Raw genomic sequence first — 12,535 nt, forward strand, 5'->3', positions numbered from 1 at the left:
TTTTTATCTTTAAAATATTTACAATTCTGAAAATTAAGAATAAAATTAGGGGGTAAATTATATATAGAGAGAAGGGAAAACGTGGTCAAAAAAGTTTTTCTAAATGGAATGGAAGTGACGATTCAATTTCTTATTTCGATTTTGGGGATTATTATTTTAGGGGCTTTGCCGAAATTATTTTATGGATTTAAGATGGATGTATCAAAGTACATACAGACTTTAAAAGAAGTGTTTGTGAACTTAATGGATATTTCCAATTTGCAATATGTGAGAGGTAAATTTTTATTTCCACAGTTGTTCGTCCATTATAAAGAAACGATTCTTATTTTTTTGGCTGCTTTTTTCATTTCATTATTTGTAGCATTTTGCATTGTTTATGTAATTATGAGTAGTTCACCGCGTATACAACATCGAATTAAATCATTTCTTATCTTCCTAGAATCCATTCCAGATATTCTTCTTATTTTAGTATCACAAATCTTAGTTGTATGGTTTTTTAAACAAACAGGTTTTTTACCTTTTCAAATTGCGTCAATTGGAGGCGAGTCGATTAGAGGGTTGCCAATATTGTGTTTGAGCATCCCGACTACGATTATGTTTGTAAAAATGGTAGTGATTCGTTTTGAAAATGAACTAGAAAAAGATTATGTACTATTTGCTAAGGCGAAAGGGCTGGGGCGTTTTCATATTTTAAATCGTCATATTTTACGAAATGTGTTGCTTAGTACATTATTCTTTGCGAAAACGAATATCTTTTTTATGTTATCTAATTTATATATTATAGAATGGATTTTTAATACGGGTGGTATTTTTATGTTTTTGAAATCGTATGAGGGTATTAGAGTTGAGGTTTTCATCGTTAGTATGCTGCTTATATATATCCCGATATTTATTTTATTCAAGCTGTTTCATTATTTCATTCCAACTGCGATGAAGGAGAGATTATAATATGTGGATGTATATAAAACGCGATAAAAGATTTTGGATAAGTATTGGGTTTCTTCTCATATTAGTTCTTTTGAGCATCGGAAATACGTTATGGAATGATGGACACATTAGGCAAGTTACATTGCAATATGATGCAGATGAAAATCCACAAGTGCCACCGTTTTCACCTTCATTACAATTTTTACTCGGGACAGACCGGAAAGGATACGACCTGTTACATTTAGTCATTGAAGGTGCGAAGTGGACGATTGGTATATCTATTTTAATTGCGGCACTTAGAATGGTGATAGGTGTGTTTTTTGGTGTTGTGCTTGGAACATATGTAAAAAGAGGTTTTTCAAAAATTGAGGCTTTCTTTGATAGTTTTACAGTTATTCCAACAGTTATGATTGCGTACTTTTTTCTTCACTTTGCAAATGCATTTGGGAGTGGAGAGGAAACAACAACCTTTTTTGAAAGGGCTTCGTTTCAAGTTTTATTACTTGTAATGCTTGTGATGCCAGTTATTGCACTGTATGTTGCGAAGGAAGTCCGTAAGTTGAGAACCGAAGAATTTATTGAAGCTGCGTGCATATTAGGTGGATCGAGAAGGCATATTGTTATAAAGCATATTTTCCCGCATCTCTATATGACGTTTATACTTGTATTTTTTCAGCAGTTTACGCAAACTCTTACTATTTTACTGCACTTAGGGTTACTAGAAATATTCTTTGGCGGAACAGTTCAGTTTTTAGGACCGATAGAAGAAATAGAATCATACACACATGAATGGTCAGGCTTAATTGGAGTCTATTTTAGATCATTAACAGTGAATCCGTGGATCCCTCTCGTTCCGATTACATTTTTTGGACTTACTATTTTTTCAGGAAATATGATTGTAAAAAGTATAGAAGAGGCGATGTTGAAAGTAAGATTAGGAGGAGAGATAAAGAAGGACGTAGTAGAAGCGGAACAATCTGTTGTGCAGTCAAAAGAAGATTTATTTACTTTTAAACATACGATGTGAAGAGAAAAAGAAGCAAGCATGGATTTCATGCTTGCTTCTTTTTTTTATTTTGTAGAAACTTCACCTGCAGCTTCTGTTTGCGGAATAAAGTATCCAATTATACCACCGATTATTGCTGGAATGATCCAGCCAATTCCTAAGTTATAAAAAGGAATGGTGTGTACGATATTAGCGATAAAATCTGGTATCATTTCCACATTATCAAGTGCATGAATACAGCTAATAATAAACGCTGCGATCATCGCTCCAATGTAGACAGAAGGTTTACGTTTCGTATATTTATCGATAAATGATACGAAAACTAAAATGATCGTAATTGGGTACAAAATAATTAATACAGGTAATGTGATTTTAATTAATAAGCTTAATCCTAAGTTTGAAATAACGAAACTAAAGATACAAACGTATAGTACAAGCTTTTTGTATGAAACATTTGTTAGCACTGTTGTGAAGTAATTTGCAAATGCACTCACAACACCAATTGCCGTTGTTAAACAAGCGAAGATAATGGCGATACTTAATAAAATATTACCGCTTGTCCCAAAGAATTGATACATAACAGTAGCTAATAGCTGCCCACCGTTTTCGAATTGTCCTAAGTTTCCGTTTGAAGCTCCAATATAACCGAGTAAGAAGTAAACAATTGTTAAGAATAGAGCAGCGATACTTCCGCAAATGATTGTATATTTTGCGATAGATTTCTTCTCTTGTATACCATTTTGACGAATTGCATTTACAACAATTGTTGATAGTACGAGAGCCCCAATTGCATCTAACGTTAAAAATCCTTCAAGAAATCCTTTGAAAAACGGGATGTCTTTATAGTCACCGATAGGTTCTGCAAACGTCCCTGGTGAAAGAATCGCTTTTGTTGCCATAATTGCAATAATTACAAGTAAAATTGGCGTTAATATTTTACCGATATGATCTACTAGCTTGGATGGATTTAATGATAAGAAGTAAACGACTGTGAAGAAAATCGCACTAAAAACTAACATAGAATACCATTGATCTGGGAAAAGTGGTGCAATCCCGATTTCATAAGATACAGATCCAGTTCGTGGAATAACAAATAGTGGGCCGATTGAAAGATAAATAATGATAGCGAATACTGCTGCGAATTTTGGATGAACACGGCTCGCTAAAGTGTTAAAACTACCACCAGCAAGGGCAACAGCAACGATAGCAAGTAAAGATAAACCGACGTCTGTAATAATAAACCCTGTAATGGAAACCCACATATTTTCTCCGGAAGAAAGACCAAGAAGGGGCGGGAAAATCATATTACCAGCACCGAAGAAAACTGCGAATAGTAATAAACTAATCGAAAGTATTTGCGCTGGTTTTAAAGTTGTACGCATATAAAGAAAATCCTCCTAATGAGTATTTTTTGTCGAAAATTCAAATAATTTGTCGAGTAACTGTTATTATTTTAAAGGTCTGATGATTAGAAAGCAATAGGGAATTTTGAAAATATTAAAAAATAATGCATTAAATCGAATAAATATACTATTTATATGTTTAATAGGAAGGATTTAACTTTTAACATAAAAAAACACATACCGCTAGGATACATGTTTTAAAAAAATATTTTTTTATCACGTTCTTCTTTTAAAATTTCAACTGCTTCTCGGAAACGTTGTGAATGGACAATTTCTCGTTCACGTAAAAAGCGTAGGCTGTCATTTATATCTGGATCATCTGATAAGTTAATGAGCCATTGATATGTTGCGCGTGCTTTTTCTTCAGCTGCAATATCCTCGTATAGATCGGCAATTGGATCACCTTTAGCCTGTATATAGGTTGCAGTAAATGGAACACCAGCAGCGTTATGGTAATGAAGAGCGCTGTCATGGTCGACGTAATGAGGGTCAAGACCAGCTGCCTTCATCTGTTCAGGAGTCGCATCTTTCGTCAGCTTATAAACCATCGTAGCAATCATTTCAAGGTGAGCAAATTCTTCTGTGCCAATATCAGTAAGAAGGCCAATGACTTTATCAGGAATTGTATAACGTTGATTTAAGTAACGTAGTGCAGCAGCTAACTCGCCATCTGCACCGCCGTATTGCTCAATTAATAATTTTGCAAGTGCTGGATTGCAAGTTCCCACTTTAACTGGGTATTGTAATTTCTTTTCATAAATCCACATAGTTTCTCTCCTTTATATTTGCCATGGCCAAGGACCTTTGCTCCATTCCCAAGGGGCATTAGAATAGCTGTTTCCAAACTGTTGGAGTGGTCCGTATTTTTCTTCCATCTTTTGTTTTAATACTCTCCGTTTATAGGAAAAATCATTAAATTGATTAATCGCAGCGGTGTCATCTGGATGTGTATCTAAATAAAGAGTGAGTTCAACTAGTACAAAGTCCAGTTCTTGAAGCTCCAGTAAAAGCTGATAGTATTCTTCTGGTAGCGATTGAGTCACGTCAGTAGTCACCGCCCTTTTTTATAAGGATTTTCATAATAGTCATAAAAAACAGGCCATAAAGTCCCTTTTTGTAGTGCTTCTTTTGGCGTGAATTGCGGTAAGTTTGGCGGTTGAAAGCCTAAAAATAAATTAGGAGGAGTAGAATAATATTTTTTTCCGATAGGAGGACAAGGATCGAGAGGACTATGATAGGGCACGAATGATCTCATATATTTATTCACGAATAAACCTCCTTAAATGTTCATTACTACGTATTATATTCAGACATAATAGGCCTTTATGACACATATAAAAAAGTAATAAGTGCAGGGGGAATGAATGTGGAGAATGTAAAAAATTTAATTGTGTTAGAAGTAAAGAACTTAAAGGAAACTCTGTATTTTTACGAAGGAATTTTAGGAATAACACCTAGTTCAGAAAGACCACAATTAGATATTACAGGTGTTTGGTATGATGCCGATTCAACGAGAATTAGTTTTGTTATGAATCGCATGTTAGGAGGAAGAGAGAAGAGTGTTACGAATTCATGCGATGGTTTAACATTTTCGATTTCTAACATAGAGAAGTTAAAAAAGAAGCTAGCGTTTTATGAAATTTTATATATGGAAAACAAAAGTGAGAAGAGTATTGTAGTACAAGACCCAGATGGATACAAACTTCAAGTGATAGAGAAGGCCGAATAAAAGGAGGGGATTTAGTGGAGAGAAATTATGAAGAAAGTGCGTTGTTTGAGCATCAATTTTGGCTAAAGGTGCTTACTGATCATTCGCAATTTTTACTTGATGCATTAGCTCCGAAGGAAAAAGAGGATATAAAGAAGGCCGCTTATTTTCTTGAAACATTTACGAATCTTTTAAATAAAGTACATAATGTGAATCTCATTACATTTTCAAAAGAGGCAGAACGAGCCGCAAAGGAAATAAGAATGTTTAAATTAAGTATTATACAGAAACAACTCGAGGGAAAAATCACTATTCATTTTACGCCAACTTTCATCAATCATATGGTAAACGAAGTAGAAGAGTATATAACAGTGTTAGAATTTTTAAAGAAAGGAGAAGTTCCGCCTGTTTTTCATGAATTACATTATCACCTTGTTTGGTTAACAGATGCGGCTGGTCATGCAGGATCTATTTCTGGTGGACTAGATCTTGTTGAAAAAAGATTAAAAGAGAAAAGTGAAGAATTCACGAAGCACTTTGAAAAATTTTACTTAAAGGCAGTTGAGATGACAGGGTATTTACGGACAGAGCTTCATCATTTTCCTGCATTAAAGAAGTTTACAAAAGATGTTTCACTTGAGTTAAAATTATTTTCACATTTTCTCCATGAAGTTGAAGAGCTAGAGTTATCGAATGAAATATTAAGTACATTATCTGCTAGAATGGCGGATCATATGGCAAGAGAAGAATGTTATTACTTATTAAAATTAGCGCAATCATCTGGACTTGAGATACCAAAATGTAATCCGCTTTAAAGAAAAAAGAGGCCAATTTTATTTGGCCTCTTTTTCTGTTTTATTTTCTCTTTTTATTTTCGCTTGTTCAATACTTGCCTGTAATGTCTCCATAATATTGATGATGTTTGGAGTTGGAGAGATTGTTTCGGTTTTTTCCTGTTGTTCAATTTTGTTTTCGATTAGTTCGGTAAGTGCTTCTTTATACTCATCTGTATACATTTCTTGTTCAAAAGGATTTGTAAGGTGGTGGATTAAATTAATTGCTGCTGTGAGTTCTTGTTTTTGAATAGGATAATTTTCATTACTTGGTAAGTTAGGTGTATTTGTTATATCGCGAATTTCATTAGGATAGTGAATAGTTTGTAACATAAGCCCATCTTCAAAGTTACGGATAATAGCTAAATGTTGTTTTTTTCTAATAGAAATATGAATAAGCCCAAGTTTATTTGTACGTTCAAGAGCCTCTTTTAATAATAAATATGATTTTTCATGTCCTGGGGTAGGGCCTATAAAATAAGAACGGTCATAAAGAACAGAATCGATTTCGTTATTTTGGACAAAAGATATAATACGAATGGAGCGTGGTTCGTGAGCTTTTTGTAATTCAGCCAATTCTTTTTCATCTATAATAATGTATTTATGAGGTGCGTATTCATAGGCTTTTACAATATCTGTATCATCGATTTCTTCATCCGTGCAATCGGGAGCAAATTTTTTATATTTAATAGGTGTTAAGCATTCTTTATGGAGACTTAAAAATTTTATATCGTTTTCTTCTACAGCACTATATAGTTTAATTCCTATATTTAATAATCCAAGTGAGAGTGCACCTTTCCATACGGTATGCAAATGAAGTCTCTCCTTTCCTTACAAATGATTATGTATATTATGAGATAGTAAGAAATTTCCTATACGTTTATTTGCTTTTTTAGTGAAGAGTAAGCGGGAGAGCCTGAGATATAAAATATATTGACAAGCCCTTCGAAATATTTTAATGTGAGTGTATAAAATTGTCTATAAAGGGGAGTAACTTATTACAGTAAAGTCGTCATTACAGGGAGAAAACCTCGGCTTTATTGGCAACGTTCCGTTGTTAGTGAGACCTTTACCAGCAATGGTAAAGGCCCCTTATTGTCTTTTTTAGGACCCTTACCATGTTTGGTAGGGTCCTTTTTGTATACAAAGAGAGGAGATATAAAAATGAAAAAACTTATTAGTAGATTAAGAGTTGTATTTCATGTTCGCCGATTTGTTCCATTTCTATTTGACTTTTTCACTTCAAAAGAGGTTTCAATAAAGAAGAAAATTTTATCTATTGCGTTTTTAGTTGGTTATGTTGCGATGCCGCTCGATTTAATTCCAGACTTCTTACCGTTTATCGGTATTTTAGATGATATTGGAATTGTGTTATTTATTTTGAACCGAATTGTAAAAATGGCGCCAGTTCAATTACAAGAAAAGCATAACGTAAACGTAGGATAGGAGTTAAAAATATGGAGCAAATTATTTTAGATATAATCGAGTTTTTAAAGCAGTTTTCTTATTTTGGAGTTGTGTTAGCATTAACGTTTGAATTTATTCCAGCAGAAGTAGTTTTGCCCATGGTTGGTTATTGGGTGTACGAGGGAGATATGAATTTTTGGCTTGCTGTACTAGCCGGAACCCTTGGCGGAACGACAGGACCTTTAACGTTATATGCACTCGGTTATTACGGCGGTCGTCCTCTATTAATAAAATACGGGAAATACTTCTTCATTAAAGAAGAACAAATTCAAAAAGCAGATGATTTCTTTGAGAAATATGGACCGGTTGTAGCATTTGTTGGACGCTTTGTGCCAGGAGTTCGAACGCTTATTTCTGTTCCGTGTGGTATGGCGAAAATGAACATATGGAAATTTAGTATATATACATTTGTAGCAATGTTCCCATTAACGACTTTATATGTTTATTTTGGAATGAAATTAGGTCCTCATTGGGAAAAAGCAGCGGACGTTGTTGGGCAATATATGCTACCGATATTAGGAGGCGTTATTCTTATCGTTGCTAGTATCTTTGTCTATAAATATATGAAGAAAAGAAATAAAACGGAATCTATCTAGTCATTTGAATATTTTTTGAAAATAGATGAATAGTACAGGCAAAAGACTCTGAGGGACATACACATATAGGGAATATAAAAGAGAGAGGGGAAACAACTATGTCTTGTGAGTGCTCAGGGTCAGCATTAACTTGTTGTCCAGATAAAAATTATGTGCAAGATAAAGTGTGTAGTCCGTGGTCTGCTACTGTAGTTGCAACAGCAATTGATAATGTTCTCTATACAAATAATATTAACCAAAACGTAGTTGGTACTGGTTTTGTTAAATATGATGTTGGACCAGGCCCAATTACTGTAGAGGTACTTGATTCTGCTGGGGGTACAATTGATACACAAACATTAAACCCAGGAACGAGTATTGCTTTTACGTATCGCCGCTTTGATAGTATACAAGTTGTGTTACCTGCAACACCTGCTGGAACGTATCAGGGAGAATTTTGTATTACAACACGTTATCCACTTTCATAGCAGAATAGGAGAGGTTCAAAATGGGAATGAGAAGTTCCAGTTTGTCTTGTTGTTCTAATAAAACACTTGTGCAAGACCAAGTATGTACAGACTGGTCTATTACAGGTGCTGGTACTCAAATTGTATATACAAATAATATCACGCAAGAAGTATATGGTTCAGGTTACGTGAAATACGATGTGGGAGCCAACCCGATTACAGTTGATTTTTTAGTAGGGGCAACAGTAGTTGATACAATTACTGTACAACCACAAAGTAGTGGTACTTTCACTGTCCGATATTTTACTACTGTCCGAATTACTACGACAGGAACGACTGTTAATCAAGGTGAGTTTTGTATTACAGTACGTTATCCAATCTCATAAAAAGCATACCGTGAACGGTATGCTTTTTTTGAGAAAGTAATGAAATTGGTATTCTATAAGCAACATGTAAATTCGCAACAGTACTTGCCTTCTAAATATAGTGAAGGATTACTTGTTATATTGATAATACTGACTGACTGTAAGTTTTTTCCTGTGTACGATATTGTATTACCAGGAAACACAGTGAAAATATTGGTTGTGGCTCCAACGATTTGAATTGTAATTGATTCTGTGCTGCTAGTACTATTGTAAACCGAAACAGTACCTGATATAAGTAGTATCCCATCACTTTGCCACAGTATCATTGATTGTGATGCATCTTTGGTAGAAGGAATGGTGTTATTAGTTATAAGGAAATTCCCTGCAAATTCATTTGTTACTCGCTCGCAATTTGGATTTGGAGGAGGGGGCGGTGGACAAGGGGCTGGACAAATAATAGATAAAGGAGCGAAACAGCCGATATTTTTTTTATTCTTCAATACAACCCCTCCTTTTAAGTGGTCTTTTACTACTATTAAATGTAAAAGCATGGCCGATGTGTTAAAAAAAGAAGGAAATATTAAAAATTAAGATTGTCTAATAGGCTTAAACCTTAACTTATCATTAGTGTTATAGAAAAGATTATATGTGAATAGTCATAGGAAAAGAATGATCAGACTCTTTTAGACAAAAGGTGGTTGTATACAATAGTACGAGGAATGTTGGACTTAATTTCTAATTAACTGTATATTTACAAAAATCTAATAAACTTCATTTTTTATTTAAACGACATTAACATGTATTAGATAAAATAGCCCTTGTAATGAATCAATTATTATGAGGAGGATTCACGTGGAAAGAATTGCTTTACGAAAAGTAAAAGGTCTTATTGGATTATTGATGGTTTTTGTATTAGCATTTGTATCATTTCCGTGGAGTACATCAGTCAAAGCGGAAGAGAAAAAGCAAGAAAAGGCACCAAGTGAGAAGAAAATAGTTTTCCCCGTTGTAAGTGATGTTCATATTAAAAATAGTGGAACAGATGATATGTTTCGCTGGAAAAGAGCGATTGAACAGTTCAATACGCTTGCACCAAAGCAAGATGCGTTCGTAATTGTAGGAGATTTTACTGATTCAGGGTCTGTGCAGCAATATGATCGTTTCATGCAAGTGTATAATGACAATGCAAATAAAGATGCGGTACGAATGAATTCTCTAGGTAATCATGATTATTGGAACGGTTTATCAGTAGAGGGAGCACAGAAGCGTTTCTTAGAAAAAACAGGAATGGAATCAATTTATTATCATAAAGTGGTAAAAGGGTATCATTTTATCGTAATGTCTCCAGAAAATGAAACGACACATGGGTATTATTCGGACAAACAAATTAATTGGTTAAAAGAAGAAATGGCAAAGGCGCAAAAAGATGATCCAGAAAAACCGATTTTTGTATTTTTACATCAACATATTAAAGATACAGTGTACGGTAGCCAAGAATGGGGAACGAAGGATAGTGCAAAAATTAATGCAGTATTAAAAGAATATCCACAAGTCATTACGTTTTCAGGTCATTCGCATTATCCATTAGATGATCCAAGATCGATTCATCAAAAGGACTTTACATCTGTTGGTACCTCTTCTGTAAGCTATATGGAGGTAGAGGGTGGCAAAGTGCAAGGGAATATTCCTTCAGAATCGCGTGCATTAAGCCAAGGTTTATTAGTAGAAGTAGACGATAAAGAAGTAACGATTAATCGACGCGATTTCCATACGAATTCTTGGACAGGCGAGCCATGGAAAATTCAGTTGCCATCAAAGAAAGAAACTTTTACACATGTAGAAGATCGTGATAAAGAAAAGCCATCTTTTGCAAAAGATGCAAAGTTATCAGTATCGAATGTAACAGAAAATGCAGCAACAGTAACATTCATGCAAGCATTGGACAACCTTCTTGTTCATTCTTATCGCGTACAAGCTAGAGATAAGCAAACTGGAGAAATAAAAAATAAATTACTAGCATTTTCAGAGTTTTATCGTGACCCAGTGCCGAAAGAACTGACATTTACACTTGCAGGATTAGATGGCGGGAGAACATATACGTTTGAAGTAGTCGCGATTGATTCATTTGGTAATGAAAGTGTGCAACCGTTAACGGCAGAAATTACTACGAAAAAAGATAACATTGATCCGAATGTGAAAGTACCAAAGGCTGATATTTTTGATGTGAATTTCTCAGATGGTACATTTAAAGACAATTCACCATTTGGTACAAAAGGTGAATTGAAGGGTAATGTGACTATTGAATATGATAAAGCATTGAAAAAGAATGTTATGAAGTTAAATGGAAAAGCTAATACATTTGGATATATTCCATTTTCAGCAGCACAAAAAGAGAAAATAGCAAATACGTTTACGTTAGAAACTGTGTTTTCAATGAATGAAATTCGCGGACAAGGTATTTTGCAAAATACAGAGAGCGGCGGAATTGGTTTTGAGTCTACAGGAAGTGGATATGTTGAATTATGGGCTCACATTGGCGGTAGCTACAAACGTGTTGGCGTTCAATTGGAAGCGAACAAAACGTATCATTTAACAGGAACATATAACGGAAGCGAAGTGGCAATTTACGTAGATGGTAAAAAAGTAAATAGTCAGTTAGCTCAAGGAAAAGTTTATAGCCCGAACGTACCATTTGCATTTGGAGCGGATCCTGATAGCAATGGAAATGGCGGCATTCCATTAAACGGTCAAATCGCGCTTGCAAAATTATATAGTAAAGCGTTAAGTTCTTCAGAAGTATTAGCAGCGTACAATGAATTTTCTAACCGTACGAAGTTAGAGCAAGTCAATGCATTATATGAGGAGCTAGGAAAAGTAAAGGAAGTGTTAGATGGTACGTATGAGTTTGGTGGTAAGCCAGGTCAATATTCAAAGGAAGCATTTCAAGAACTAGAAAAAAGCTATAACACTGCTAAGCAAGCATTTGAAAATGTAGGAAGTACTGGGGAACAAATTATTCAAACATATAACGAATTAAAAACAGCTAATGTAACATTCGTACAATCAAAAGTGGCAGAAGAACAACCAAAAACACCGAAAGAAAAATTACAGATCAATATTGAATCTGCAAAAGCAGTAGTGAAGAAAGCGCAAGCTGTAAATGTAACAGATGGTTCAGTGAAATCATTGCAACAAAAAATTACAGTTGCAGAAGCTGTATTAAAAGATGCGAAGGTAAAAGATGCACAGGTAGAAACGATGAATCGTACATTAGAATATGCGATTTCACTCGTTGAAAAAAGTATGAACAAATAAGAGAGAAGAAAAGAAGCTTATCATGATAGGCTTCTTTTTTGTTATACTAAAAGTAGCATAGAAAGAAGGAGCGAATAATTTGGAACAGAAAAAGCTAAAAAGAATTCTTGAATATGTATGGATCGCGGTTGTGCTCCTTGTAGGATATTATTTCTTAAAAGAGAAAAGTATTTGGGTTTTATTTTTAATGACTTTCTTATTAGCAGGACTAGGAACGTTATTTATTAACTTTTTCTTTGATAGTTTGAATGCCTGGAAGAATAAAAAGAAGGGAACGAAGTAAAGGAGGGAATATATGCAAAAGTGGAAGCTCATATATCAAGTAATCATTTTCATAGTGCTTGTAGGTATTGGCGTTTTTAAATATTCTACACCAATAGGAAATTGGGCGTGGTTTACAGCTTGCATCGGCATATTTTTCATTTTACAATCGTTAACGAAAAAATATAATTGTACAGAAAGATAGCTC

The 12,535-nt window shown here is 34.4% G+C and carries 18 protein-coding genes; 12 read left to right on the forward strand and 6 right to left on the reverse strand.

Translation table 11 applies throughout. The annotated features are described in order from the left end of the window. Positions 1-81: 81 nt before the first annotated feature. Together NZ044_RS04385 and NZ044_RS04390 are read left to right on the forward strand one after the other, a co-directional pair. Positions 82-948 (forward strand): ABC transporter permease subunit, encoded by an 867-nt coding sequence (locus NZ044_RS04385; protein WP_000239683.1) that lies wholly within the window; start codon positions 82-84, stop codon positions 946-948. Position 949: 1 nt separating this feature from the next. Beyond that, on the forward strand, positions 950-1,954 hold the full coding sequence (locus tag NZ044_RS04390) for an ABC transporter permease (RefSeq protein ID WP_000266973.1): 1,005 nt from the start codon (positions 950-952) through the stop codon (positions 1,952-1,954). Between the two features lie 44 nt (positions 1,955-1,998). Here NZ044_RS04390 and brnQ2 read toward each other — a convergent pair whose 3' ends face one another. The 4 genes from brnQ2 to NZ044_RS04410 form a co-directional block, all read right to left on the reverse strand. After that, a complete protein-coding gene (gene brnQ2, locus NZ044_RS04395) occupies positions 1,999-3,315 on the reverse strand; it encodes a branched-chain amino acid transport system II carrier protein BrnQ2 (RefSeq protein WP_001260933.1) in 1,317 nt (438 codons plus the stop codon). 218 nt (positions 3,316-3,533) lie between these two features. After that, positions 3,534-4,103, reverse strand: coding sequence for a spore coat protein CotJC (gene cotJC / locus NZ044_RS04400; protein WP_000265275.1), 570 nt, complete (start codon positions 4,101-4,103; stop codon positions 3,534-3,536). A 12-nt stretch (positions 4,104-4,115) separates the two neighbouring features. Beyond that, the gene (locus NZ044_RS04405) at positions 4,116-4,379 is read right to left on the reverse strand and encodes a spore coat protein CotJB (RefSeq protein WP_000194492.1); all 264 of its coding nucleotides are present in this window, start codon (positions 4,377-4,379) and stop codon (positions 4,116-4,118) included. An 8-nt stretch (positions 4,380-4,387) separates the two neighbouring features. Continuing rightward, the gene (locus tag NZ044_RS04410; RefSeq protein ID WP_001046257.1) at positions 4,388-4,603 is read right to left on the reverse strand and encodes a spore coat associated protein CotJA; all 216 of its coding nucleotides are present in this window, start codon (positions 4,601-4,603) and stop codon (positions 4,388-4,390) included. 93 nt (positions 4,604-4,696) lie between these two features. Between NZ044_RS04410 and NZ044_RS04415 the strand changes: the two genes are divergently transcribed. Then, positions 4,697-5,065 carry a VOC family protein gene (locus NZ044_RS04415; protein ID WP_003257386.1) on the forward strand — a complete coding sequence of 123 codons (369 nt, stop codon included), beginning with the start codon at positions 4,697-4,699 and terminating at the stop codon, positions 5,063-5,065. A gap of 14 nt (positions 5,066-5,079) precedes the next feature. After that, entirely contained in the window at positions 5,080-5,859 is a 780-nt protein-coding gene (locus NZ044_RS04420; RefSeq protein WP_000440984.1) for a DUF2935 domain-containing protein, read from the forward strand. An 18-nt stretch (positions 5,860-5,877) separates the two neighbouring features. Here the strand turns inward: NZ044_RS04420 and ku are convergent, their stop codons facing one another. After that, positions 5,878-6,690 carry a non-homologous end joining protein Ku gene (ku, locus tag NZ044_RS04425; protein ID WP_000557750.1) on the reverse strand — a complete coding sequence of 271 codons (813 nt, stop codon included), beginning with the start codon at positions 6,688-6,690 and terminating at the stop codon, positions 5,878-5,880. Between the two features lie 351 nt (positions 6,691-7,041). Between ku and NZ044_RS04430 the strand changes: the two genes are divergently transcribed. The 4 genes from NZ044_RS04430 (at position 7,042) to NZ044_RS04445 (ending at position 8,772) form a co-directional block, all read left to right on the forward strand. Next, complete coding sequence (locus NZ044_RS04430; protein WP_000733844.1) at positions 7,042-7,323, forward strand: YkvA family protein; 282 nt, start codon at positions 7,042-7,044, stop codon at positions 7,321-7,323. An 11-nt stretch (positions 7,324-7,334) separates the two neighbouring features. Further along, a complete protein-coding gene (locus NZ044_RS04435) occupies positions 7,335-7,940 on the forward strand; it encodes a DedA family protein (RefSeq protein ID WP_000435017.1) in 606 nt (201 codons plus the stop codon). A 98-nt stretch (positions 7,941-8,038) separates the two neighbouring features. Then, positions 8,039-8,407: a DUF3992 domain-containing protein gene (locus NZ044_RS04440; RefSeq protein ID WP_001277542.1), complete on the forward strand. Its 369-nt coding sequence runs from the start codon at positions 8,039-8,041 to the stop codon at positions 8,405-8,407. A gap of 20 nt (positions 8,408-8,427) precedes the next feature. Continuing rightward, entirely contained in the window at positions 8,428-8,772 is a 345-nt protein-coding gene (locus NZ044_RS04445) for a DUF3992 domain-containing protein (RefSeq protein WP_000525819.1), read from the forward strand. A 53-nt stretch (positions 8,773-8,825) separates the two neighbouring features. Here the strand turns inward: NZ044_RS04445 and NZ044_RS04450 are convergent, their stop codons facing one another. Next, on the reverse strand, positions 8,826-9,209 hold the full coding sequence (locus tag NZ044_RS04450; RefSeq protein ID WP_223838136.1) for an S-Ena type endospore appendage: 384 nt from the start codon (positions 9,207-9,209) through the stop codon (positions 8,826-8,828). Here NZ044_RS04450 and NZ044_RS04455 point away from each other — a divergent pair. The 4 genes from NZ044_RS04455 to NZ044_RS04470 all read left to right on the forward strand — a co-directional run bounded on the left by NZ044_RS04455 (position 9,094) and on the right by NZ044_RS04470 (position 12,532). Next, a complete protein-coding gene (locus tag NZ044_RS04455) occupies positions 9,094-9,342 on the forward strand; it encodes a hypothetical protein (protein ID WP_003276823.1) in 249 nt (82 codons plus the stop codon). The genes NZ044_RS04450 and NZ044_RS04455 overlap by 116 nt on opposite strands. Positions 9,343-9,603: 261 nt before the next feature. Next, positions 9,604-12,066, forward strand: a complete 2,463-nt coding sequence (locus NZ044_RS04460; RefSeq protein WP_000439563.1) for a LamG-like jellyroll fold domain-containing protein — start codon at positions 9,604-9,606, stop codon at positions 12,064-12,066. 79 nt (positions 12,067-12,145) lie between these two features. Further along, positions 12,146-12,349 carry a hypothetical protein gene (locus NZ044_RS04465; RefSeq protein WP_000435797.1) on the forward strand — a complete coding sequence of 68 codons (204 nt, stop codon included), beginning with the start codon at positions 12,146-12,148 and terminating at the stop codon, positions 12,347-12,349. 12 nt (positions 12,350-12,361) lie between these two features. Further along, positions 12,362-12,532 carry a hypothetical protein gene (locus NZ044_RS04470; RefSeq protein WP_001174833.1) on the forward strand — a complete coding sequence of 57 codons (171 nt, stop codon included), beginning with the start codon at positions 12,362-12,364 and terminating at the stop codon, positions 12,530-12,532. The last annotated feature ends 3 nt before the right edge of the window (positions 12,533-12,535 follow it).

Source organism: Bacillus sp. FSL K6-1338 (assembly GCF_038006965.1).
GTDB lineage: Bacteria > Bacillota > Bacilli > Bacillales > Bacillaceae_G > Bacillus_A > Bacillus_A thuringiensis_S.